Raw genomic sequence first — 26,540 nt, 5'->3', positions numbered from 1 at the left:
TGTTATTTATCTTCTTTCAACTTCGCCAATTCCTGAGCAAGGAGTTTTAGGGCAACTTGTGGGTTGGCTTGGCCTTTGGTTGCCTTCATGAGGAATCCTGTGAAGGCTTTGTCTGCGTTACGTTTACCTGACTTGAAGTCGGCAACGGCAGCTTCGTTATCGGCAAAGACTTGATGGATAATTGGAATCAAGACTTCAGGATCTGAGATTTGGACCATGCCAGCTTTTTCCACGTATTCACGCGCTCCACCACCGTTCTTAGCTAGGTGGACAAAAACTTTCTTAGCAATCTTAGAAGAGATAGTGCCGTCTTCGATAATGGCAATCATTTCAACCAAGTTTTCTGGTGTCAATTTGATTTGTTCAAGTGTTTTTCCTTCAGCGTTCAAGAACTGAGCGACTTCGCCTTGGAGCCAGTTAGAGACTTGTTTGGCATCGCCACCGAGAGCAACAGCTTTTTCAAAGAAATCAGAAGTGACTTTATTTGCAGTCAACTGGCTAGCATCGTAGTCTGACAAGCCAAGGTCAGATACATAACGTGCACGGCGTTCCTTTGGAAACTCTGGCAATTCAGTACGCATTTCCTCAATCCACTCGTCTGAGATTTCAAAGAGTGGTAGGTCTGGTTCTGGGAAGTAGCGGTAGTCTGCAGCCCCTTCCTTGACACGCATGAGGATGGTTGCCTTGTTAGCTTCATCGTAACGGCGTGTTTCTTGGCGAATTTGACCACCTGAGCGAAGAATTTCAGCCTGGCGTTGGACTTCGTATTCAAGACCTTTACGAACGTTTGAGAAGGAGTTGAGGTTCTTCAACTCAGTCTTGGTACCGAATTTTTCTTGACCATAAGGGCGAAGAGAAATATTGGCATCCACACGCATGGAACCTTCTTCCATCTTAACGTCAGAAATACCAGCATACTGGATAACTTCCTTGAGGGCTGTTAGGTAAGCATAGGCTTCTTCTGGTGAACGCATATCGGCTTCAGATACAATCTCGATCAAAGGCACACCTTGACGGTTGAGGTCAACGTAAGAGTAGCCGTCTGTACCGTGGGTGTTTTTACCAGCGTCTTCTTCTAGGTGGGCACGTTCGATACCGATTTTCTTAGTCGTACCATCTTCTAGTTCCACTTCAATCCAGCCGTTATAACCGATTGGCTCATCAAACTGAGAAATTTGGTAGGCTTTTGGATTATCAGGATAGAAGTAGTTCTTGCGGTCAAAGTGCATCTTTTTGTGGATGTCCATGTTGAGGGCAAGAGCAGCCTTGATACCGGCATCAACAACACCTTTATTGAGAACTGGCAGAACTCCTGGGAAAGACCAGTCAATCACGTTAGTGTTGGCATTTTGGTCATTTCCAAAGTGGGCAGAAGTAGGTGAGAAGATTTTTGAATTGGTGTTGAGCTCTACGTGGACTTCAAGTCCAATGACTGTTTCAAAGTTCATTAGTTGTCACCTCCAAAAATCACGGGTTGTTGTTTGTGGTAGTCTGTTGTTGCTTCAAAAGCAGCAGCAGCTTGGTAAATGGTTTCCTCAGAATACTTAGGACCAATCAATTGCAGACCGACAGGTAGACCTTGAGAGAATCCAGCAGGAATCGAAATTCCTGGGAGACCAGCTAAGTTGACTGGGATGGTCAAAAGGTCAGCCAAGTACATGGCAACAGGGTCGTGGTTGAGTGAATCCAAGTCATAGGCAACGCTTGGAGCAGTTGGTCCCAAAATCAAGTCGTAATCCGCAAAGACTTGTTCGAAATCTTGGATGATGAGGGTACGGACCTGTCCAGCCTTTTTATAGTAGGCATCGTAGTAACCTGATGAAAGGCTGAAAGTACCTAGCATGATACGACGTTTCACTTCTTCACCGAAACCTTGGCTACGGCTGTTTACATAGATTTCATCAAGGTTGGTTGCATCCTCTGCGCGGTAGCCGTAACGGATACCGTCAAAGCGTTGCAAGTTTGATGAAGCTTCTGATGAAGCGATGATGTAGTATACGGCAACACCGTATTTAGAGTGAGGAAGACTGACTTCTTCGACGATAGCACCCAGTTTTTCAAAGTGTTTAGCGGCATTAAGGATGGTTTCTTTAACCTCTGGGTCAATTCCTTCGCCAAGATATTCTTTAGGTAAAGCAATTTTCATGCCCTTGATGTCTTGACCGATTTTTGAAGTAAAATCGGCAATTCGGATAGGAGCAGAAGTAGAGTCTTTAGCATCTTCGCTGGCAATCGCATTGAGCAAGAGGGCGTTTTCCTTAACAGTCGGAGCGAAAGGTCCAATCTGGTCTAGAGAGCTACCAAAGGCAATAAGACCGAAACGAGAAACCGTTCCGTAGGTTGGTTTGAGACCAACGATTCCGTTGAAGGCGGCAGGTTGGCGGATAGAACCACCAGTATCAGAACCTAGTGACAAGCGGACTTGTCCTGAGGCTACGGCTGAAGCAGAACCACTTGATGAACCACCAGGAACCTTGGTCTGGTCCCAAGCATTTTTAGTGGCACCGTAGTAAGAAGTTTCACCTGAACCACCCATGGCAAACTCATCCATGTTAGTCTTTCCTACGACAATCATGCCTTTAGCTTTTGCATTGGCAACGGCTGTCGCATCAAAGATTGGCTCATAGTTGTAGAGCATTTTTGAGGCAGCAGTTGTGAGAATACCATCTGTAGAGATATTATCCTTAACAGCCAATGGAATTCCTGAAAGGACATTATCAGCATCGATTCCAGCTTCATCAATAGCTTTGGCTTGAGCAAGAGCCTGCTCCTCAGCGATGGTAACAAAAGCGTTGATAGCTGTCTCGCGAGACTTGATATCTTCAAGCGTAGCTTGGGTTAATTCTGTTGCTGAAATTTCCTTAGAGACAAGGAGATTGTGCAAGTCTTCAATGGTTTTATTGTTAAAAGTCATTAGGCATCTCCTCCATCGTCTAGGATAGCTGGTACCTTGATATAGTAGTTGTCTTTTTCAGGTACGTTTTTAAACAAGCGATCACGGTCTGTTCCTTCTTCGGCTACATCAGGGCGGAGTACAGTCTTGCGGTCGGCCATGGTCGTAGTTGGTGCGACACCAGTTGTGTCAACTTCGCCTAGCAATTCAACCATGTCAACAATTTTAGATAAGGTAGTCGCAAAGGCAGCAGTTTCTTCTTCAGAGAATCTTAATTTTGAAAGATTGGCAACGTGTGTTACCTCTTCTTGCGTAATTTTCATCTTGCATCCTTTCGTGAAATGATGATTTTTAGTCTGTTCTATTTTACCATATTTTCCTATAAATAAGGGAAGGAAAGATGAAAAAAGACATCTGGCAAGTCAAGAAAGAGATTTTTAAAGAGACAAAAAAATAGCCGTCCTAACTTTGGCGAGTTAACGAGCTATTTTTTTAGTTATATAATTACAGCCACCGTCTTAAACGGCTCTGTAGGATGTTGTTGACGCAACACCTTTTTCTATATTCATTGTAACATTTATTTAAAAAATTGCAAGGGGAGTAGGATGGTTAGTACCTAAGTGGGGCAATAGTTGAATAGTAGGCATTAAAATTGCTCGCTAGTTTTTGTTTGTTGTTGATTAGCAAACTAAGATTTTTTGATTTTAATATGCACTCTTTTGGTATTCATTCCATAAAGCCTGAAGTTCATCTGCATTTTCTAAGACATATTGCCTTATCATTTTTAGGTCTTTTGCTTTTGCTTTACCATCTCTCAGTTCACCGTTCAGAAACATTGAACCCACTTCTTCTCCGTGGATATAAAAGTGAATATGCGCTTTTTGACCTTTATGGTTATGTTCGTTAGGACGAATTTCAATACCATACTTTAAGAAAGAATATTTAGGCATGTAGTAATCCCACGTAGTCCTTCCATGTTTCAAGGTAGTTATCGCGATTTAACTTAATTTGCTTTTGAGCAAAACGAATATCATAGTCTGCCAAGTCCAAGTTTTCCAATACTTCTCCAGTTAGAATACTAAAGGTTCCAATTAATTCATCGTCATCATACATGCGCAAAATAGGGTTGTTTGGATTCTTGTAAATATCATCTTTTGTCACTTCTAAATTAGTTACACCAAATTCTTTGAACATGATTATATCTCCTTTTTGTTTTATTATATCATTTTTGCTAGAATTGTCACGATTTTCGATATATTTGACTACAAGGGAAAGCTTTTATTCAATATAAAATAGAAATTGAAAAAAATGCTAAAATTCGATATAATGGAGTGTTGAAAGGAATGGTAAAATCCAATGTAAAAATCATTCTTAGATATCGAAACAAGAAAAATAGAGAATCAAAGAAAGAGAACTTATGAATATTCAAGAAGAAATTAAGAAACGTCGTACCTTTGCTATCATCTCTCACCCGGACGCGGGGAAAACAACGATCACTGAGCAGTTGCTCTACTTTGGGGGCGAGATTCGTGAAGCTGGTACGGTTAAAGGAAAGAAAACAGGGACTTTTGCCAAGTCTGACTGGATGGATATCGAGAAGCAACGTGGGATTTCCGTTACTTCATCTGTGATGCAATTTGACTACGATGGCAAGCGTGTGAATATCCTCGACACGCCAGGGCACGAGGACTTCTCAGAAGATACCTATCGTACCTTGATGGCGGTGGATGCTGCGGTCATGGTGGTGGACTCTGCCAAGGGTATCGAGGCCCAAACTAAGAAATTGTTTGAGGTTGTGAAACATCGTGGCATTCCAGTCTTTACCTTTATGAACAAGCTAGACCGTGACGGTCGTGAGCCACTAGACCTCTTGCAAGAGTTGGAAGAAGTCTTGGGCATTGCTAGCTACCCTATGAATTGGCCGATCGGGATGGGGAAAGCTTTTGAAGGCTTGTATGACCTCTATAACCAACGTTTAGAGCTCTATAAAGGGGATGAGCGTTTTGCTAGTCTTGAAGATGGAGACAAGCTTTTTGGAAGCAATCCTTTCTACGAGCAAGTCAAAGATGATATTGAGCTTTTAAATGAAGCTGGAAATGAGTTTTCAGAGGAAGCAATCCTTGCTGGAGAATTGACACCAGTCTTCTTTGGTTCGGCTCTTACTAACTTTGGTGTGCAGACCTTCCTTGAAACCTTCCTCAAGTTTGCTCCAGAACCACATGGACACAAGAAAACAGATGGTGAAATTGTGGATCCTCACGACAAGGATTTCTCAGGATTTGTCTTTAAAATCCAAGCCAACATGGACCCTCGTCACCGTGATCGCATCGCCTTTGTCCGTATCGTATCAGGAGAATTTGAGCGTGGCATGAGTGTCAATCTGCCTCGTACTGGTAAGGGTGCTAAACTTTCGAATGTCACTCAGTTTATGGCTGAAAGTCGTGAGAATGTGACCAATGCCGTGGCAGGAGATATAATCGGAGTTTACGATACGGGAACTTATCAGGTTGGGGATACCTTGACAGTTGGGAAAAACAAGTTTGAGTTTGAACCGCTGCCAACCTTTACCCCTGAGATTTTCATGAAAGTTTCTGCTAAGAATGTCATGAAGCAAAAATCCTTCCACAAGGGGATTGAGCAATTGGTGCAAGAAGGTGCTGTTCAGCTCTATAAGAATTACCAAACAGGCGAGTACATGCTGGGAGCTGTAGGTCAACTCCAGTTTGAAGTCTTTAAGCACCGTATGGAAGGTGAGTACAATGCGGAAGTAGTCATGAGCCCAATGGGTAAAAAGACTGTTCGTTGGATTAAACCAGAGGACTTGGATGAACGGATGTCATCAAGTCGCAATATCTTGGCTAAAGACCGTTTTGACCAGCCAGTCTTCCTCTTTGAGAACGACTTTGCCCTTCGCTGGTTTGCGGACAAGTACCCAGACGTAGAGTTAGAGGAGAAGATGTAACTCAGTACCAACAATTGGAACTGAAGTTCCTAATTGTTGGACGCTAGCCGCTATTTTGCGGTCTAGCTAACTGCCTTACTAACTCATCGGCGAAAAATAATCGTTTTCGCCTCTTCGTGTCGTAATGTAAAAATTGTAAACCGCTATGGCGGCTTACCTAAACGCTCCACTAGGCAAAATCCACAAATATTATCGATTCGTAAAACTTTACGTCGTAACGGGTAGTGAGTGGTCTAGCTAACTGCTTTACTAACTATGTTTGGCAAATAGAATCGATTTGCCAAACTCCGTGTTGTAGTGTAAAAAATAGCCTTACCTAAACGCTTTGCCGTCATAATGGGAAGTAAGCTCCCCAAACATATGATGGGAATAAAAAAGAAATGAGATAGAGAATGAGAGAAGAGAAAAAAGCGATTGTCTTAGGTGCAGATAATGCTTATATGAATAAAGTTGAGACTACGATAAAATCCCTCTGTGTTCATCATGATAATCTTAAGTTTTATGTTTTCAATGATGACCTTCCGAGAGAATGGTTCCAATTGATGGAAAAAAGACTAGGGACTTTGAACAGTGAGATTGTGAACGTTCAGATTGACAGTAGTATTCTGAAAGATTATCGCCTACCCTTTGAGGGACTTTCTTACGCTGCCTTCTTTAGGTATTTTATCCCAAAGTATGTAAATGAGTCTCGTGTGTTGTATTTAGATTCGGATATTATCGTAAGAAAACCGATAGATGAGCTGTGGGGCTTGGACTTGACAGATATCCCCTTAGCAGCAGTTAGAGATGATTTTTATACACATATTTTTAATTCTGGCTTTTTGTTAATCAACAATGACATGTGGAGAGCAGAAAATGTCACGCAAGACCTGATTGAGTTAACCAACCAATACCATCAAACAGATTATGGGGATCAGGGGATTTTGAATCGTCTCTTTGAGAATCGTTGGAAAGAACTAGAGCCTATCTACAATTTCATGGTAGGTATGGATACTATAGCTGATTTTTATGGAAAAAGTGACTGGTACCCACATGCTGAGTTACTGGAAGCTTCTGCAAAAATGATTCATTATACAGGTGAGAAACCTTGGCAACAAATTACGCTCAACCGTCTGAGAGAAGAATGGTGGTTTTACTATGGTTTAGAGTGGTCGGATGTCTTATTAAGGAAATTTTCCCTAGAGTCAGGCTATAGAGGACTGGTGAAAAAGGTACGAGCTCGTACAGCGGTTGTGACTATAACATTAGAGATGCCCCATCTAGAATTTCTTGTGAAGAATTGTCCAGACGTAGAGTTTCATCTTTTGGCGCCTACCAATTTTGCAGGATCTATTATGGCTCTTCAGGGATACACCAACGTAAGACTATATCCAAATTGCACGCTTTACAATGTAGATAGTGTTCTTTCCCAATTGGACTTCTATTTGGATATCAATGCTGGTCGTGAGATGTTTGATGTGATAAGTAAAGCTAAAGCAAGACAACTTCCTATTTTAGCATGGGATACAACGAATCGTGATACAGAATCATACAGCCAAATCGTCTCTGAAGAGAATCCTCAAGAAATGCTTGAACTCATTGAAAAGCTGCTATCGAAGCGATAGTCTTTAAGATTAGACAAAATCCATGTGGCATTAGTAACTATGAGAGATTGGTCTAGGAAATGTTACCTTCTTATTGGGAGTAAAAAGTATAGAAAGGGAATTGATGAATCAATTACAGGAAAATCAACTGGCTAAAAAAGCTATTATTTTATGCTTTGATAGGCTGTATTGTGAACAAGCTATTGTAACCATTAAATCTTTATGCGCGCATCAACGCGGATTACGAATATATGTATTTAATAAGGGGGATATTCCGCAAGAGTGGTTTGCTGCCCTTCAAGGATGGTTGAAGCCCTTTGATTCGGAAATTGTCAATATTCGTTTACTAGAGGAAGAGTTAGCGATGAGGCATTTTAATCTTCAGAATAGCGCCCATATATCTGCTACGAAATTTTTGATTTATTATATCGCAGACTATGTTAAGGAGGATATAGCGCTTTACCTAGACTGTGATCTTATCGTAACAGGAAATGTGGTTCATCTTTTGGACTATGATTTAGATGGTTATTACATAGCGGCGGTTAATGATAGTGAACTGGATCCTAGAACAAATAAGGATGTTGAATGGGAACTAAACTCGGGTGTGATGCTTGTTAATATCAAACGCTGGAAACGAGAAAATGTTCGCGATTGGTTGTTAAACTTATCTGAGGAACACTATAAAGAAGTAAGAAATGGTGAACAGTCTATTATGATTATGGCCTTTGGTCAAGAATGGTTACCGCTCGATGACACCTATAATTTTTTTGTAGGATATGATGTTTATGATAAAAGTGAATATAGACTTTCTCGTACAAGATTAGTAGATAATCAATTACCTTTAGTGCTACATTATATTGGTAGTGAGAAACCGTGGGGAACGATGAGCCGTAACCGATTTACTAGTCTATGGTGGTTTTACTATGGCTTGGACTGGTCAACGATTTTAAATACTCATCTATTTAAACTAGCCTTGTCAGAATATAATCACTCAATACTTCGTCCGAGATTAGTAGTTTTTACTACTGTTGAGGAATTAGAATGTTTAGACGAGCTTGTTCAGAGTTTACCTGAGTGTGATTTCGATATTTTTGCCCCAACTATGATGAGTAATGTTTTACTAGCTTATGGCCAGTATCCCAATGTTCACTTTTATCAAAGCTCTTTTAATCCGATAAAGTATGACAATGTATTAGAGACTGCACTAGCAGTGCTAGATATTAGCCAAGGAATGATCTGGCAAGACCCTATGGATATTGCATTGAAACTGAAGGTAGCAGTCCTTGCTTTCCCTCAGACCAATCATGTTGGAGAACAGGCACAAGTTTGTGAAACATCGCAACTAATAGTGGATCAAGTAAAACAGCTGATAGCAGATAAGAAACATTTGAATATACTTTAGCCTATCGATAATCAGAGTCTAGCTATGAAACTCGGTGAACTCAAAAAATCCTTATGTTTATAGAACAAAAAAATTGCTCTTAATTATAAATATGAAAAAAGGACTGTTCTGCTAATCAGAATGTCCTTTTTGTTCACAGTAGATTTGAATGATATTGTCAAGTAGCGTTTTATACTTATTCGAAATCAAAAAGTAACAAAAACGGTCAACTATTTGTTCTAAATCTATTAATTAGCATTTCAGTCTTATCTTCAATCAAAATTAGTATTTTGAGCTGTGCGACATAAGTATATACATTGGAATTTCTATCTCTTATAACCTCTACTGTATTTTAGTAAAGTAATGAAAGAGTTTTTAGTTTAGACTTTTATATATATGTATTGAAAATCAAAAAACATAAAAAACGGATCATCTTAATGAAGACTTATGATATGTATCGCTTTAAGAGTTCATTTAAGGCCTCTATGAATGCAGTAATGTGTTGCTCAAAAACGTAACTTTAAGGAGAATATAAAAGAGATATTTCCATGATAGAACGTATATCTAAACTGTAAAAGCAAGTATTGAGACAAGGTAAAACATAAAAATATGATAAAATATTGAATCGAGAATGAAAAAGCATAAAAAACAAATCAAATTTTTATAAAATTTTTTTGGGAATTTCTATTAAAATTTTGTAACAAAAATTTAATATTTCTCAATTTAATAATATAAAAACGTTTAAAAACTTAATTTCAAAGTCAAAAAAGGGCTTGGAATAATACTTTTAAGTGTATTTATAAAAATACGTACAAACAACAAAAATATAAATGTAAATTACTTTTTTTTTTAGGTAAAAATGTTTTATATAATGTTGAAAAGTTTGAAAACAAACTGTATAATATAGAGTGGTATTTTATTGTTAAATACACATAAAAATGAATGGAAAGGAATCTAAAATATGTTTTTTAGACGCCAAAACGGTGAATATAGAGAGACGGATCGTGTGACCCGTTTCAAATTGATCAAGTCTGGTAAGCACTGGTTGCGTGCCTCGACCTCTCAATTTGGACTCTTTAAAGTTTTACGAGGCGGTGTAGACGCTGCTCAAGTTGTGACAGAGGTTGTGGAAGAACATAGCTCAAGTACTCTGACAGGCTTGGACATCCTGAGAGGAATAGCGGCAGCGGGAACGGTGCTTGGGGGAGCGATGGCTACCCAAGGACATGTATATGCAAATGAGAATGTAACGGTTGAAAAAGAAGTAGGAGGAGAAAAACCTCTTGCCCTGAGAGATTCAGCGGTTCTAGGAACAGTAAAAGATAAGACAGAAGAAGGAACTACAGCCTCTACTCAGTCAACTACTGCTGGTCAGTCAGAATCAACCTCTGCTAGTCAGTCTCAAAGTGTATCAGAGAGCGCTAGTCAGTCTCAAAGTGTATCAGAAAGTGCAAGTCAATCCTTAAGTGAATCGGCTTCTCTAAGTGAATCAGCTAGCCAATCAGCAACAATTTCTGAATCAAGCAAGCCTGTAACTGCTGAATCTGTAGCGACTGCTTCTTCAGAGACTGTTGCAGATCGTGCAGCTTCTACTCGTAAGGAAGAACCAGCAGCAAATACAGTTCTTACGGATGCTATCAATCGTAACCTGAATGCGATTGCTCACATCGGTCAGAGTTTAGATGCACCTACTTCTGTAGAAAATAGTTTAACGACAGCAACAACAGATGCAGCAGTTGCAGCATCTGCAAATGCAACGGTAACAAAAAAAGCTGAAGAAGATCGTAAAAAACTTTCTAAGATTTCAGCATCTATGGGTGAATTCCTAGCTAAGTCTATTGGTTTGCCAAATACAGACGCAGCAGTTGCCAAGGTTAATGATGCCGTAACAGCTATCGAAGAAGCTCTTAAAAATCCAAATGCTGATCTGGCAGCAGTTATCAAGCAAGCCAGAACAGCTGAAGCTTCTATTGCAAATGCGGTTCAACGTGCTACAAATGGAAAACGTAGTGCCTTGAATGGTAAGCAGATGGCACAGGGAGTTGGTTTCAGAGAAGTTGCGCCTGAAAATAGAAATCAAAACTTTGAAACCTCAACAGTTGGATATGTAGTATCGAAAGCTGATGCGACTGCCCATAACTCTAAGGCTAATATCTACAAAGAAGGAACTTTCCTTTATGCGACTGAAGGAAGACAGGGAAATGAGCAGGCACCAGGAAGAAGCAATATTGCTACTCGTGTTTTGGTTCAAGACATTAAAAAGAATGTCTACATGAAATCAACTCGCTCGGGTCAAACAACGAACTGGGAAGTTATTTTCAACGAGGGTGGAGAAGCACACGACAATCCATATTTCTACTTTACTGTACCAAAAGGTCATACCATTACACAGATGAATTTCTATCAAAAAGATAGAGCAAGTGGAGCATGGAATCTTTTGGGTACTGGTAATGGAGATTATGCCTTCCGTCACAATAGCAAGCAAGGTGATATGCGTTGGGCCGTAGGGAATGCCGATAATAACGGTGGCTCTTTCTACTATAACGATGCCAGTGGTGTTGGGCCAAACGGTGTCGGAAAAGGAAATCTAACATCTCTACATGACTTTGCTCATGAAAATCCAGCGGTGTTTTACCAAACAGATAAAATACCAGAGTCTGTGAAAAAAGCAGGTGATTTTGCTTTCCAAACAATCCAAGATGCAACCCAAAACATCTATGCTATTCACCCTAAAGGTTCTGCCCGTCTAGAAGGATACCGTATCACTTATACAACGACAAGTGCTACAAATACGAAAGACTACTATATGGCTGGTTTCCGTTCTTTGGAAAATTCACGTCATAGAAACTTCATGCAGATGAACGGTTCTCAAGAACGTTATTATTTGCAATTGAAGAACGGTGTGCCAAATACCTTCCTAAAATGGGGTCGATTGAACGATTTTACCAGACCTAGTGGTCTTAATCAGATAGCAGAGATTTATGACCGAGTAGATGGAAGAAAAACGGAACTTTTTAACGCAGCAGTCACCTATGCTATTAATGGACGTAATGACAGTAGCACTGCTATCCAGTATAACGCGAATGAACGTTCTGGTATTAAACTTTCAAAAGGGAACTATACTCTGAAAGCAAATGTTCGAGGAGTTAATGGTACTTATGATATTCCTTTCCGTATTGTAACCCAGGCCGATGTCTTTGAACCTGTTATTAATGAGGGACTTACTTCAACTCAAATTGCCAAAGGGACATCTCTACGTGACGCGGCGTCAGTTATTCAAGGTTTTGACAATGTATCGTCAACTGTTGATAGATTTGCGATGCCAGACGATATGGACGGGTACAAAACACAAGTAAACCAAAGCAATAGTGGGGCAGCAGTTCTACCAAACACGAACCGTGTTCCTTCTGGACAAAGTAATTCTCTTTCTAATTTAAATGTAACTTCTGTAAGCTGGGTAGGGAATGATAGAGAGTTTGGTACAGGCAACAATGAAGAAATGGCTGTTAAAGCAACTGTTAATGGGAAAACTGTCTACCTAACCTTGCCTGAAACAATGGATAAGAGCAAGTTGGGTTCAATCCTATCAGAAACTGAAAAACGAGAAGTCTTGAACAGTCATGGTTTGACTAATGCAACCTTTGCAACTGGTAAGGTCGGATTGACAAAACAAATCCAAGTTGTCTATAAAGATAATGAGGGTAATGACTCTATTGATACGAAAGATGTTTTCTTCGAGAATGTCGTAAAAGAGAGAACACCAGTAGCTCCTCAAATTGATACACCAGTTGATGGTAGTGTAACAATTACTCCACAGGCAAATACTGACCGCATGAAGGTTTCTTATACTCCTTCAGATGCCAATGCTCCTACTAATTTCAGTGTAAATAAAGTTGGTAATCAGTGGCAAACGACGGATACACTTCCATCAGGAGTAACGCTTAATTCAAGTAATGGTGTGGTCTCTATTGCAGAACCAGAAGTGAAAGACCTTAGTCGTGTTACTGCAACAGGCTACAACTTCAACTCTGACGGAGCGACATCTAATGGAACAGCCCTAGCACCAGATACAGTTGTTCCAACTATCAAAAATATCACTGCTAATAAAGGCGCAACGATTGAAGGGCACAAGATTATCGTTTACCGTGAAGAAGCCTTTGATGTTGATGTCAACTTGACGGATAACAGCGGTAAGTTGGAAAAAGTCAAGGTAGATGATAGACAGACAACGACCTTTGATTTATCAACTTCTTTTGCAGTGAGAAATGAAGCACGCATCACAGATCCTTCAAAAGGAACCAATGTTGCCTTTACAGATAAAAGCAATAACTTGGGACGTGCTGGAAATGCAACAGACGCTAGTCCCTACAAGGTAAATATTGCAGGTCAAGTTGGTAGGGGTCAAACTGTCGCTGACAATGGTTCAACAGGATGGACTCGTTATATTTCTGGATATGATGCTTCTAGTTTAACCAATAATAATGCTGCTAATAACGATACAAACAATGCTTATGTCCGTATCGAGGTTCGTAAGCAGTCAGATAAATATGTTCCTGTAGCTGCTACAAACGCCACATTGGACTTACCAGCAAATGGTCAAGTATCAGGCTACCAACCAGCAGAAGCATACATCACCAATAAAGCTAACTTGCCAGCTAAGGGAACAACTCCAGGAACTGCAATTAGCTACGCATGGAAGAATGGAGAAAATCCAACAGTTTCTAACGGACGCTTGACACGTACAGTTGTAGTAACCTATCCAGATGGTTCGACGGATGACGTGCCAGTTAACTTTACTGTAACTGATAGAGTGGCACCTAAATTGCAAGTCCAAGGTTATGACTTGCCAACCACAGAACCAGCAAATCCCCTCTTTACAGTTTACCGTGGTGCACAATTCAACCCAATCTTCAAAGCGTGGGATAACTCGGGTAACCTGAAGACTATGACCTTTACTGGAGATGCACTTCCTTCAGGTGTAACTGCTCAGGCCTTCGCAGCTCAAACAGGTAAAACAGAAAGCGCTAAATACAGTGTCCGTCAGATTTCTGGAACAGTAGCCAACAATGCAGACCTAGGTGTTAAAACAACCCGAATCAATGTTTCTGATGGAACCAACACTTCTACCTACTACATGAAATATCGTGTGGTAGATGTTGTCAAGAAAAACCTTTCTAATAACAACGAAGTTTTGACTAACGTTAATACGAGACTTGGGGATGCTCATAATTATCTGGCAACTACGAATAATGGAACAGTCCAAGATGATACCTTCTTCCCAACAGGTATGAACTTTGAATGGGTCGGCAATAGAGGGGCAATAGATGCTAACGAAACACTTAGCAATCCAGGTACATACACTCGTATCGCCCAGACGGTTTTCCCTACAGAAACTAAGAACCAAAACAGTGAAACACGTACAACCTTCGCAGTTGACAAACAACAAACGGTTGTATTTAAGGTGAAACCAACAGCTCCAAACGGTAATGTAAACAGTCAAAATGGTAATATTACGGTTACACCAAAGGCAAGTGAGACAACCACTAACCGTGTCAGCGTAACCTATACACCTACAGGATCGACAACAACTAGAACGATTGAAGCACAGAAAAACAATGGAAGATGGACGATTCCAGGTGCTCCTACAGGAGTGATAATCGATCAAAACACGGGTGTAATCACTCTTCCAGATAGCCTTGTTAAAGATGGTACAGATATAATCTCTAGAGCAACTGCGGATGGTGTTACTAGTGATACTGACACAGTACGTGCAATCGCCGTTGATACTACGCCACCAGTTATTAAAACATTTAAAAATAATGAAACAACTGAAACTACAAGATTTACTGTAACAGCAGGAGAGCCACTTTCTGATACAGATATCCAACTTAGTGTAACGGATGCAGGTGTAGGGGTCAAAGAAGGCTATCCAACAGTAACTAATCTTCCAAAAGGTCTTCGTTATGAAAATGGTAAAATCGTAGGAACACCAGCTGTAGATCAAAAAGGGAAAACACTGAATACTACGATTGCTGCACAGGATAAGAAAAATAATCCAGCAACCAAAGATATTTCCATCACTGTTCAAAGTCAGGCGGATAAGTATAGACCAGCAGCCAAAAACCAAACGGCAGATGGTGTTGGTAAATTCTATGCTGTTCAAGGCGAGACAGACTTGTCCCAACAAGATCCAAGAGACTTCCTTTTAGGTGACATCCCATCTAGTGCAACTGTAGTATGGAAAAACGTTGCAGACCAGACAGTAACTGACCCTACAACCAATAAAGTTGTACCGAAAGTATCTGAAGATGCAACAAACAAAACAGCTACTCTGGTTGTTACCTATGCAGACGGTTCGGTAGATGAAGTCAACTACAAGTATGATGTCTACAGAAAACTAGAAACCTACACAGAACACGGTTTGACAGGAACCTTCTACTCAGTATATGGCAAGACCAATAAACTGGGAGGTTTGACAAGTCAATATGTGAAGATTGGTGATTTACCAAGAGGAACGAAATGGGCCTACACTTACCAACGTAACAATGAAGGGGAACTAATCAACACAGGCTACAACAGTACCAACCTTGGTAATATCTGGCAACACGAGGATAAAAATGGAGTTCCAGGACGTCCTCACAGAACGACCTATACAGTAACTGCTCAATACCCTAACGGACGTTTTGGAACAGCAACGGCTTCAAATCCTGCCTTGACATCGACTGCTTCCTTCACCTTTAATGATTATAAATACGAGGCAAAACAGGTCTATGAAACAACTGCTGGTGACGTTGATTCCCTAAGATATATCATCGATGACGCTAAACAAGCTGTTCAGCCAACTACACAATCTCCAACAGCACCTGAAGCAACAACCTTTACTTGGAGAGGTGGAAAAGATCAGCTAGTAACAGAGATTGCTACTCCAGGTATCTATGCTCACAATGTAGATGTAGCCCTACCAGCTGATTCAAGTCCAGACAGAAGACATGAAGACGATCCTCGGGTTCTCATCAAGGTCAAACCACAAGCACCGACTATCAAGGCTGATACAGTAACAGAAAAAGGTGGCTTGCCAGACCAAGCAATCACGGTAGAAAATGCCCTTCCTGGCGCAACAGTTAACATGACTGTCGCTGGAGTAGCGCTTGCTCCGAAAACAGCTGGTCAAGATGGAACAGTAACCTTTACCAAGGAAGAGTTGGCAGCGGTATATTCAGCAAATAATGGTGTGCTTCCATCAGGAACCAACAATGTAACAGTCACTCAGTCAGTTACCAAAACAAATCCAACCAATAACCAGCCAGAGGCCTTGACATCAGCAACTGCAACTGCAAGTATCACTGGTGAAAGGGTAGCACCTCTCGTTAAGAGCAACACGGTTAAGGTATGGGATAAAGCAACCAATACATGGAAAGAACTGACACCAGTAACTGAAAACGGTTGGCCTATTTATACCTTCTATGCAGGTGATAAACTTCAATTTGAAACGAAATTTACGGATAATAGTGGTAAGGTTGTATCATCTGGAGTTCGTATAGGAGACAACACAGGTAATGTAACTACGAATATTCTGGCTGGTCAATGGGGTACGACAACAAATACCATGATTTCTGGTGCTACTACTGCAACAGAAGATAATCCAGCAACCGTAACAAATGTAACAAATGAAGGATCAGTTAAACCAGATCTCGCTTATCGAGATTGGAGTGTCACTCGTTCGATTACAGCGACCGATGCTCAGAACAACACTTCAGAGTTAGGTTCTACATTCCGTCTGAAACAAGGAAAACTGAGCGACAAGAACGCTAGCCTCAACCCAAGTCGTCTGCTTAAAGTTGCGAATACAGATAGCCTTACTGAACAAGACCAAACCGATATTAAGGCAGCAGTTCGCGCAGCGCATGATACAAGGGATGCTAGAGAAGCTGAGCGTATTCAAGACATTACCATCCAAAATGGTGTTGTAAGGGTTACCTACAAGGATACGACAACACGTGATATCCCTGTTACGGACCTAGCTGTTTCATTGAAGACACCTGTTATCCAAAATATGACTGAAAAAGGTGGTTTGCCAGACCAGTCAATTACGATTACAGATGTTAAACCAGGTGCAACTGTAACCTTGAATGTTGCTGTAGGAAATACGACACGTTCATACACCAAGGAAGTTCCTGAAGGTGTAACAGAAGTTACATTTGATAAGACAGACTTGGCTAATGAATATGACGCTAATGGTTTGTTGACTAAGAATGCGACCTTGACTGCTACCCAATCGGTTCCAGCAGGCGCGAATACAACTGACACCTTTACTTCAGAAGTTGGAAATGGTTCAATTACCAAAGAAAACCAAGCTCCAGAAGTTACATACACTCTTGAAATTAAGGATGCAGATGGTCAGTGGGTTCCAGCACCTAAGAAGACAATCATCCAAGGGCAACCAGATGGTTATGAAATCTTTGCTGGAGATGAATACCGATTTGTAGCTACTGCTAAAGATAATAGTGGTAAAGTAGATAAAATCGAAGTTTCAGATGGCATTTCAACTAAAACGAATTTTATTGACTCTAACTATGCATTGCGTGGAGAATTAGTGGGTGCAACTGTTCAGAAACCTACCTTCAATAATCGAGTAACTGATGCTACAGAAGCAACCCCTGCTACTGTAGAAACAACAGGTACATATAAACCAGACCAAGTTTGGAGACCAGGTAACGGTTTAAGAACAACGACTCCTGAATATACAGCAAACCGTTGGTCACGTAAAATTATCACAAGAGATGCTAATGGTAACGAAACACAGACGGAAACCTTTATCCTTGCTCAAGGCAAATTGAGAGATAAATTCCCAGCTGTTACACCTTCGACAGTACCAGTAACCAATGCAACTGCCTTGACTGAAGAGGATAAGAAAGCTGTCATTGCTGCGGTGAAAGCTTCAAACCCTGAAGTTGCAAATCGTATTAAATCAGGAGATGCTGGCTATAGCATATCTCCAGACGGTACTGTAACCATTACTTATAAAGATGGTACACAGAATACGGTGAAACCACTTGTATCAGATGTTGTATATAAATCAATGTCTGCAAGTGCTTCCACTAGCCAATCGGCTTCTCTTGCTTACTCAGAATCAGCCTCAACAAGCAACTCAGTAAGTGAATCAGCATCTAAACTTACATCAGAGTCAGCTTCAACAAGCAACTCAGTGAGTGAGTCAGCATCTAAAGTAGCTTCAGAGTCGGCTTCAACAAGCAACTCAGTAAGTGAATCTGCATCTAAACGTACCTCAGAGTCAGCTTCAACAAGCAACTCAGTAAGTGAATCTGCATCTAAAGTAGCTTCAGAGTCAGCTTCAACAAGCAACTCAGTAAGTGAATCTGCATCTAAAGTAGCTTCAGAGTCAGCTTCAACAAGCAACTCAGTAAGTGAATCAGCATCTAAAGTAGCTTCAGAGTCAGCTTCAACAAGCAACTCAGTAAGTGAATCAGCGTCTAAACGTGCTTCAGAAGTAGCTTCACAATCAGCTTCAACAAGCAACTCAGTGAGTGAATCTGCATCTAAAGTAGCTTCAGAGTCAGCTTCAACAAGCAACTCAGTGAGCGAATCAGCATCTAAACTTACCTCAGAGTCAGCTTCAACAAGCAACTCAGTAAGTGAATCAGCATCTAAACGTGCTTCAGAAGTAGCTTCACAATCAGCTTCAACAAGCAACTCAGTAAGTGAATCAGCATCTAAACGTGCTTCAGAAGTAGAATCACAATCAGCTTCAACAAGCAACTCAGTGAGTGAGTCAGCATCTAAACTTACCTCAGAGTCAGCTTCAACAAGCAACTCAGTAAGTGAATCAGCATCTAAACTTACATCAGAGTCAGCTTCAACAAGCAACTCAGTAAGTGAGTCAGCATCTAAAGTAGCTTCAGAGTCAGCTTCAACAAGCAACTCAGTAAGTGAATCAGCATCTAAACTTACATCAGAATCAGCTTCAACAAGCAACTCAGTAAGTGAATCAGCATCTAAACGTGCTTCAGAAGTAGCTTCACAATCAGCTTCAACAAGCAACTCAGTAAGTGAATCAGCATCTAAACTTACATCAGAGTCAGCTTCAACAAGCAACTCAGTAAGTGAATCAGCATCTAAAGTAGCTTCAGAGTCGGCTTCAACAAGCAACTCAGTGAGTGAGTCAGCATCTAAACTTACCTCAGAGTCAGCTTCAACAAGCAACTCAGTAAGCGAATCAGCATCTAAACGTGCTTCAGAAGTAGCTTCACAATCAGCTTCAACAAGCAACTCAGTAAGTGAATCTGCATCTAAAGTAGCTTCAGAGTCAGCTTCAACAAGCAATTCAGTAAGCGAATCAGCATCTAAACTTACCTCAGAGTCAGCTTCAACAAGCAACTCAGTGAGTGAGTCAGCATCTAAACTTACATCAGAATCAGCTTCAACAAGCAACTCAGTGAGTGAGTCAGCATCTAAAGTAGCTTCAGAGTCAGCTTCAACAAGCAACTCAGTAAGCGAATCAGCATCTAAACGTGCTTCAGAAGTAGCTTCACAATCAGCTTCAACAAGCAACTCAGTGAGTGAGTCAGCATCTAAACTTACATCAGAGTCAGCTTCAACAAGCAACTCAGTAAGTGAGTCAGCATCTAAAGTAGTTTCAGAGTCAGCCTCAACAAGCAACTCAGTGAGTGAGTCAGCATCTAAAGTAGCTTCAGAGTCAGCTTCAACAAGCAACTCAGTAAGTGAATCTGCATCTAAACGTACCTCAGAGTCAGCTTCAACAAGCAACTCAGTAAGTGAGTCAGCGTCTAAACGTACCTCAGAGTCAGCTTCAACAAGCAACTCAGTAAGTGAGTCAGCTTCTAAGAAAGCCTCAGAGTCGGCTTCAACAAGCAACTCAGTGAGTGAATCTGCATCTAAACGTACATCAGAGTCAGCTTCAACAAGCAACTCAGTAAGTGAATCAGCATCTAAACTTACATCAGAGTCAGCTTCAACAAGCAACTCAGTAAGTGAATCTGCATCTAAAGTAGCTTCAGAGTCAGCTTCAACAAGCAACTCAGTAAGTGAGTCAGCGTCTAAAGTAGCTTCAGAATCAGCTTCAACAAGCAACTCAGTGAGTGAGTCAGCATCTAAACTTACCTCAGAGTCAGCTTCAACAAGTAACTCAGTAAGTGAGTCAGCGTCTAAAGTAGCTTCAGAGTCAGCTTCAACAAGCAACTCAGTAAGCGAATCAGCATCTAAACGTGCTTCAGAAGTAGAATCACAATCAGCTTCAACAAGCAACTCAGTGAGTGAGTCAGCATCTAAACTTACCTCAGAGTCAGCTTCAACAAGCAACTCAGTAAGTGAATCTGCATCTAAAGTAGCTTCAGAGTCAGCTTCAACAAGCAACTCAGTAAGTGAATCAGCATCTAAACGTGCTTCAGAAGTAGCTTCACAATCAGCTTCAACAAGCAACTCAGTAAGCGAATCAGCATCTAAACTTACCTCAGAGTCAGCTTCAACAAGCAACTCAGTAAGCGAATCAGCATCTAAACTTACCTCAGAGTCAGCTTCAACAAGCAACTCAGTAAGTGAATCTGCATCTAAAGTAGCTTCAGAATCAGCTTCAACAAGCAATTCAGTAAGTGAGTCAGCATCTAAAGTAGCTTCAGAGTCAGCTTCAACAAGCAACTCAGTAAGTGAATCAGCGTCTAAACGTGCTTCAGAAGTAGCTTCACAATCAGCTTCAACAAGCAACTCAGTGAGTGAATCTGCATCTAAAGTAGCTTCAGAGTCAGCTTCAACAAGCAACTCAGTGAGCGAATCAGCATCTAAACGTGCTTCAGAAGTAGCTTCACAATCAGCTTCAACAAGCAACTCAGTGAGTGAGTCAGCATCTAAACTTACCTCAGAGTCAGCTTCAACAAGCAACTCAGTAAGTGAGTCAGCATCTAAAGTAGTTTCAGAGTCAGCCTCAACAAGCAACTCAGTGAGTGAGTCAGCATCTAAAGTAGCTTCAGAGTCAGCTTCAACAAGCAACTCAGTAAGCGAATCAGCATCTAAACGTGCTTCAGAAGTAGCTTCACAATCAGCTTCAACAAGCAACTCAGTAAGTGAATCAGCATCTAAACTTACCTCAGAGTCAGCTTCAACAAGCAACTCAGTAAGCGAATCAGCATCTAAACGTGCTTCAGAAGTAGCTTCACAATCAGCTTCAACAAGCAACTCAGTGAGTGAGTCAGCATCTAAACTTACCTCAGAGTCAGCCTCAACAAGCAACTCAGTGAGCGAATCGGCAGTTTCAGTAAGTGAGTCAGTGTCAGCATCAATTTCTAAATTGATATCAGAAGGAAATTCTGTAAGTACATCAGTGTCAGAATCAGTTTCTAGACTATTCTCAGAATCACTATCTACAAGTAAATTGCAATCAGAATCTGTATCTAAGTTCTTCTCAGAATCGTTATCAGGAAGCACTTCACATTCAACATCTGTATCTAAGTTCTTCTCAGAATCAGCATCACTTTCTACTTCAATTAGTACAAGTATTTCTGCTTCACCAAAATGTTCTTGTGTCGATGATTCAATAAGTACATCTGTATCTAAGTCAGCTTCAACAAGCAATTCAGTAAGTGAATCAGCATCTAAGGCAACTTCAGAGAAAGCTTCAGAATCAGCCTCAACAAGCAATTCAGTAAGTGAATCAGCATCTAAGGTAGTTTCAGAGAAAGCTTCAGAATCAGCCTCAACAAGCAATTCAGTAAGTGAATCAGCATCTAAGGCAACTTCAGAGAAAGCTTCAGAATCAGCCTCAACAAGCAATTCAGTAAGTGAATCAGCATCTAAGGTAGCTTCAGAGAAAGCTTCAGAATCAGCCTCAACAAGCAATTCAGTAAGTGAATCAGCGTCTAAGGCAACTTCAGAGAAAGCTTCAACAAGCACCTCAGTAAGTGAATCAGCGTCTAAGGCAACTTCAGAGAAAGCTTCAACAAGCACCTCAGTAAGTGAATCAGCGTCTAAGGTAACTTCAGAGAAAGCTTCAACAAGTACCTCAGTAAGTGAATCAGTGTCTAAGGTAGCTTCAGAGAAAGCTTCAACAAGCACCTCAGTAAGTGAATCAATATCAGTATCAGGGTCAACTTCATCAAGTGAAAACGTATCAAGTTCTGAATCAGCAAGCATGTCAGTTTCTGAGTCTACATCAGTCGCAGCAAATATGTCAGCTTCTGAATCAAGAACAGAATCAGAAGGCAATTCAAGAAAACAATTACCAAATACTGGTACAGAAGCATCTAAATCATCTGTACTACTTGGTGCTTTGGCAGCCATAACTGGTCTTGGATTGATTGCGAAACGTCGTAAAAATGATCAGGAAGATTAATAAGAATACCAATAAAAAGTTTCCTTATTAAGTAAAAATACTGAAAGAAAACCCTTGAAAAGTTTAACTTTTCAAGGGTTTTTGGTTGTCTTGTAAGAGAAAATGATGATATAATTTAGAATAGGAATGTTTTTCAATGTTTTATAATTTTATTTGATATTATCAAGACAAAATGATTTAGTATAAAGAAAGACCGAGATTTAAATTGAATCTATACTCTTTCACAATCTTTTTAAGCGTTTTTAACATTCTTCTACTATAGGTATGTAGTGCTCTTTGATGTTTATTGAGTTTGCAAATTAATAGAAAAATAAAAATAAATGGAAATAGGTAGATACAATGGGAAAATTAACATTTGTTTTAGCTGGTGATTATGGCTACATTCGATATATAGAAGCAACATTAAAATCAATTTGCTATCATCATGACACTTGCAAAGTGTATATTTTGAATCAGGATATTCCTCAGGAATGGTTTATCAGTGTTCGTGAAAAAATGAGTCAGAAACAGAGTGAATTAGTTGATGTGAAGTTGACAAGTGGATTGGTTTCAGAAACATGGAAGTTACCTCCGTTTGGAGCTCATATGAACCACATGTCTTTTGCGAGATACTTTATCCCACAATTTGTGGAAGAAGATAAGGTGCTGTATTTGGATAGTGATACAATTGTAACAAGATCATTGAATGAGCTGTTTGAAATCGAACTTGGTGATAAACTTTTGGCAGCGGCCAAAGTTATTTATGGATTAGAAGATAGATTTAATTCGGGTGTCTTGCTAGTTAATAATAAGTTGTGGAAAGAAGAAAATATTCAAGCGACTTTAATCGAAATCACTGATAGGGATCATGAAACATTGCCAGAGTCAGATCAAACTGTCTTTAATCGAGTGGCAGGGGAACGCTATATCGTCTTAGATGATACTTACAATTTCCAAGTTGGTTATGACCGAATTGCAGAGGAGAGACAGCAGTATTTTATTTTAGAAATGTCGACAGACCCATTGCCAGCGATTATTCATTATCTTTCAGGAGATAAGCCTTGGAATTTAAGGTCTTACTCTCGTTTAAGAGAAGTATGGTGGAGATATTCAATGATGGACTGGTCAGAGATTACGAATCATAAAACACCTAGAAAAAAACGTGACATATTTATTATGACTGATAGTCAGTCATTGGAACAGATTGATTATCTAGTGACTCATTTACCAAATTTCATGTTTCATATAGCAGCTAATACGTTAATGGGTGATGTTCTGAATTGTTTACGAAAATATGAAAATGTGAGATTATATCCAGCTATTTTAGATTGGAATCGCAATCGGTTGGTTGATGAGTGTGACATTTATCTAGACATCAACTATGAAGAAAAAAATCAACAAGTAATTGAAACTGCAAAACAAAAAGGAAAACCAATCCTAACATTTGATACGGTAGTGAATCCCTATCATGTGGATCAGGTATTCTCTAGTTCGGAACCTCAAAAGATGTGTGATTACATTCTATCTTTATAGGAATTATCATTTTAATCAGTTTATGATTATGGAGGAATAAAAGGGAGATATAGATGCTTTATCTAACAAAGCAGTATAATTTGGATGAGCAGCAATTTGTAGAAAATGTCCTTTCTTCTGGTATTGAGATTCATGTTGTAACCATGGAGTATACAGAACAGACTCAAGACTATATTCATTTTTTACCGATCCTACTTGCAAAGAAATCAGTATTAAATCAATATAAAAGTGAATCATTGATAGCTTTGAAAGTGGCGGTTCCTAAATATTGGGAAATTTGTATGGAAAAAGATTGCGCAACCATATGGGATAAAGATATTCAACGAGGTCAGATCTTCTACCGTCGTAAAGAATTATATACAGTAGACAAGGTTGAATGGTGGGATAATCAGGGAAAAGTTATAAGCTGCGATTACTATTTAGAAAATGGTTGGCGTTATAAACAGGAAATAATGGATGAATCAGAAAATAGTATCTCTGTTCATTATTATGATGCTCAAAATACTCTATTAATGATTAAAAATGTAGAGCGAGGCTTATATACTTTATTTAAAGATGAAATCACCCATATTTATACTGAAGATGAACTATGGCAGGCTTGTTTAGAGTTCTTTGATTTAGAAAATGAAGTGCTAGTTGTTGGAGATTTAGAAATAGCAGATTATTTAGATCGTCAAAAAATTTCTGCAGTTTATTCTTCTAAAGAACCGATTCAAATCCAAGAAGTAGAAGTCTATCTATCAAGAGTAGATAGACTCTATATTTATCATTATTCAGTATTTGAGTCCCTTGCTCCAAACGATAAAATTCATCATATCAGTCCCTTGTATCCTTTAAAAATGAATGTAAATCACCATCGTGCGCTCATCATGACTCACACACAAGAAATTGAAAAAATAGAGGAAATTGTTGAGAAGTTGCCGATGGTTGAGTTTCATATCGCTGCTCTTACGAGTATGGGACCTAGATTATTGGATCTTGGAATACGTGAAAATGTCTATTTACATCCAGGCATTAGCCAGGCAGAGTATGAAAGTTTGATAAATCAGTGTAGTTTGTATTTAGATATTAATCATAGTATAGAAATATTGAATGCTGTGGAAGAATCCTTGGAAAAAGGTTTGCTTTTATTTGCTTTTAAGGAGACCCAGCATAGGGGAGGTTTTATCTGTCCTGAGCATCTAGCTTCAAGTCAAGCTGTGGCTGATTTGATTGATGCTATAAAAAAAGTTGTCGTTTCAGAGGAAATGTATCATTTGGCTTTGCAAAAGCAATGGAAATGGCTTCGATCTTCTACTAAAGAAGATTACTATAGAGCTTTTCGAAAGGTGGAAAATTGAGTGACAGTTTATCTATTTGACTTATTAGTAGGATATGAACCAAATGGTGTAGATCGTTCTCAAGCCAATCGTGCTCGGATCTTTAAAAAGATGAATCTAGATGTTCGTTATATATTTTCTGTCCTTCCTCCAAGAGAAGATTTTCTTTATTTTCAACATATAGGGATTCCTCTGGATAAAATGATGATTGCTCCCTTTTACTTAGCTGGAGAAAAAGGTGTACAATCAACTATTACTAGTGAAGAGATGATTAGTAGACTGCACCTAGAGAATAGTCCGATAGTTGAGAGAGACCAGTATCAAATCGTTTATCAAATATCTGAAAATCATAGGCTATTTCTGAAATATGAGGATGGAATAGTTTATCAGGTTGATCATTTTTATCAAGATACACTCTATCAGAGAGACCATTATACTTCTCATTTGATATGTAGAGAGTGGTTTGACCAAGGGACTTATCAGTGGAGCAAAAGGTGTTTCTATAATTCTGAAAGTGAAGTGGTCTATGAAGGCTTCCAATCGTTAGGAAAAACACGGTATCGATTTGGTTCGGAATGGCTTGAAGGCGAATACGATTTGATGCAATATTTTATCCAATCCTTGTCCCTTTCTTCTGCTGATGTCGTCCTTATGGACAGGGTCTCTAGATTTTCCTTTTCACAGGCAATTTTAGAATATGGTAATCATGCAAAAATAGGAGTTTTTCTTCACTCTCTCCATCAATATAAGACGGGTGCGATGAATAATGAGTATCATTATTTATTTCAACATGCGACTTCTTTTGACTTTATGCTTGTTTCGACAGAAGCACAAAAAACAGACTTGGAGAACTATCTAAGAGAGATGGGCTTACCTAGCTGTCCGATTTGTGTGATACCAGCTGCTAGTATCGAAAGTATCGAGAGCAATGTAGAGACGATGGTTCCTTATTCGGCTATGCTTGCTGCTCGCTTAAACTATCGTAAACAAGTCGATATAGCGATTAAGGTAGGAGCAAAGGTCAAAGAGAAAATACCAGAATTTACTTTGGATATCTATGGTCAAGGGGAAGATTATCATAAATTGAACCAACTGATTTCAGAGCTAAATGCTGAAGATTATATAAGGTTACGTGGTTATCAAAATTTAAAAGAAGAGTATAAAAAACACCAGCTGTATCTCTCAACTTCTTCTTGGGAAACCTTGGGACTAACCTTACTTGAAGGGGTGGCTTCTGGTATGGGATTAGTAGGTTTAGATGTCCCTTATGGGGCACCTACCTTTATTCAAAATGGGAAGAATGCTTATTTAGTCCCCTATTCTGAAGGTCAAGATAAAGAAGAAAGTGTTGAAAGAATGACGAAGGCCGTATTGGAGTTTTTTGATTTGAATCAAAATGAAGTATCGCAGCATTCATATCGAATTGCAGCCTCTTATTTGGATGAGGTCATTGCAGAAAAGTGGAGAGTATTGATAGAAGATTAAATTTGTGCTTTTTAGCAAGTTATTTGTAAAAAGGACGAACCTGAA

Annotated in this window: 12 protein-coding genes; 7 read left to right on the top strand and 5 right to left on the bottom strand. The window is 39.7% G+C overall.

Annotation, left to right across the window (positions count from 1 at the left end; genetic code table 11):
• Positions 1-2 precede the first annotated feature (2 nt).
• From gatB to SK629_RS08480, 5 genes are all read right to left on the bottom strand, one after another.
• Entirely contained in the window at positions 3-1,448 is a 1,446-nt protein-coding gene (gatB, locus tag SK629_RS08500; protein WP_042901447.1) for an Asp-tRNA(Asn)/Glu-tRNA(Gln) amidotransferase subunit GatB, read from the bottom strand.
• Positions 1,448-2,914 (bottom strand): Asp-tRNA(Asn)/Glu-tRNA(Gln) amidotransferase subunit GatA, encoded by a 1,467-nt coding sequence (gatA, locus tag SK629_RS08495; protein ID WP_042901446.1) that lies wholly within the window; start codon positions 2,912-2,914, stop codon positions 1,448-1,450. Before gatA ends, gatB begins: the two co-directional genes overlap by 1 nt.
• Entirely contained in the window at positions 2,914-3,216 is a 303-nt protein-coding gene (gene gatC / locus SK629_RS08490) for an Asp-tRNA(Asn)/Glu-tRNA(Gln) amidotransferase subunit GatC (RefSeq protein ID WP_000705419.1), read from the bottom strand. The genes gatA and gatC overlap by 1 nt, the downstream gene beginning before the upstream one ends.
• Before the next feature lie 381 nt (positions 3,217-3,597).
• The gene (locus tag SK629_RS08485) at positions 3,598-3,843 is read right to left on the bottom strand and encodes a DUF4160 domain-containing protein (RefSeq protein WP_042901444.1); all 246 of its coding nucleotides are present in this window, start codon (positions 3,841-3,843) and stop codon (positions 3,598-3,600) included.
• Positions 3,836-4,087 (bottom strand): hypothetical protein, encoded by a 252-nt coding sequence (locus SK629_RS08480; RefSeq protein ID WP_042901443.1) that lies wholly within the window; start codon positions 4,085-4,087, stop codon positions 3,836-3,838. The genes SK629_RS08485 and SK629_RS08480 overlap by 8 nt, the downstream gene beginning before the upstream one ends.
• 223 nt (positions 4,088-4,310) lie before the next feature.
• Here SK629_RS08480 and SK629_RS08475 point away from each other — a divergent pair, with 223 nt between their 5' ends.
• From SK629_RS08475 to SK629_RS08445, 7 genes are all read left to right on the top strand, one after another.
• Positions 4,311-5,855 (top strand): peptide chain release factor 3, encoded by a 1,545-nt coding sequence (locus tag SK629_RS08475; protein WP_042901442.1) that lies wholly within the window; start codon positions 4,311-4,313, stop codon positions 5,853-5,855.
• 392 nt (positions 5,856-6,247) lie between these two features.
• On the top strand, positions 6,248-7,459 hold the full coding sequence (locus SK629_RS08470) for a glycosyltransferase (protein WP_042901440.1): 1,212 nt from the start codon (positions 6,248-6,250) through the stop codon (positions 7,457-7,459).
• 103 nt (positions 7,460-7,562) lie between these two features.
• On the top strand, positions 7,563-8,840 hold the full coding sequence (locus SK629_RS08465) for a glycosyltransferase family 8 protein (protein WP_042901439.1): 1,278 nt from the start codon (positions 7,563-7,565) through the stop codon (positions 8,838-8,840).
• A gap of 940 nt (positions 8,841-9,780) precedes the next feature.
• Positions 9,781-22,179, top strand: coding sequence for an accessory Sec-dependent serine-rich glycoprotein adhesin (locus SK629_RS08460; RefSeq protein ID WP_042901438.1), 12,399 nt, complete (start codon positions 9,781-9,783; stop codon positions 22,177-22,179).
• 339 nt (positions 22,180-22,518) lie between these two features.
• Positions 22,519-23,691 (top strand): glycosyltransferase, encoded by a 1,173-nt coding sequence (locus SK629_RS08455; RefSeq protein ID WP_042901437.1) that lies wholly within the window; start codon positions 22,519-22,521, stop codon positions 23,689-23,691.
• Positions 23,692-23,744: 53 nt separating this feature from the next.
• Entirely contained in the window at positions 23,745-25,031 is a 1,287-nt protein-coding gene (locus tag SK629_RS11020; RefSeq protein ID WP_050492366.1) for a hypothetical protein, read from the top strand.
• On the top strand, positions 25,032-26,495 hold the full coding sequence (locus tag SK629_RS08445) for a glycosyltransferase (protein WP_042901436.1): 1,464 nt from the start codon (positions 25,032-25,034) through the stop codon (positions 26,493-26,495). It begins immediately after the preceding gene.
• The last annotated feature ends 45 nt before the right edge of the window (positions 26,496-26,540 follow it).

The sequence above is a fragment of the Streptococcus mitis genome, from assembly GCF_000722695.1.
Lineage (GTDB): Bacteria > Bacillota > Bacilli > Lactobacillales > Streptococcaceae > Streptococcus > Streptococcus mitis_O.
This window is presented reverse-complemented; position numbering and strand designations above follow the sequence as displayed.

Bases quoted from the DNA above. Each gene is read 5' to 3' on its own strand.
- gatB (WP_042901447.1), bottom strand. From the start codon at position 1,448: ATGAACTTTGAAACAGTCATTGGACTTGAAGTCCACGTAGAGCTCAAC.
- SK629_RS08470 (WP_042901440.1), top strand. From the start codon at position 6,248: ATGAGAGAAGAGAAAAAAGCGATTGTCTTAGGTGCAGATAATGCTTAT.
- gatC (WP_000705419.1), bottom strand. From the start codon at position 3,216: ATGAAAATTACGCAAGAAGAGGTAACACACGTTGCCAATCTTTCAAAA.
- SK629_RS08480 (WP_042901443.1), bottom strand. From the start codon at position 4,087: ATGTTCAAAGAATTTGGTGTAACTAATTTAGAAGTGACAAAAGATGAT.
- SK629_RS11020 (WP_050492366.1), top strand. From the start codon at position 23,745: ATGCTTTATCTAACAAAGCAGTATAATTTGGATGAGCAGCAATTTGTA.
- SK629_RS08485 (WP_042901444.1), bottom strand. From the start codon at position 3,843: ATGCCTAAATATTCTTTCTTAAAGTATGGTATTGAAATTCGTCCTAAC.
- SK629_RS08475 (WP_042901442.1), top strand. From the start codon at position 4,311: ATGAATATTCAAGAAGAAATTAAGAAACGTCGTACCTTTGCTATCATC.
- SK629_RS08460 (WP_042901438.1), top strand. From the start codon at position 9,781: ATGTTTTTTAGACGCCAAAACGGTGAATATAGAGAGACGGATCGTGTG.
- gatA (WP_042901446.1), bottom strand. From the start codon at position 2,914: ATGACTTTTAACAATAAAACCATTGAAGACTTGCACAATCTCCTTGTC.
- SK629_RS08455 (WP_042901437.1), top strand. From the start codon at position 22,519: ATGGGAAAATTAACATTTGTTTTAGCTGGTGATTATGGCTACATTCGA.
- SK629_RS08465 (WP_042901439.1), top strand. From the start codon at position 7,563: ATGAATCAATTACAGGAAAATCAACTGGCTAAAAAAGCTATTATTTTA.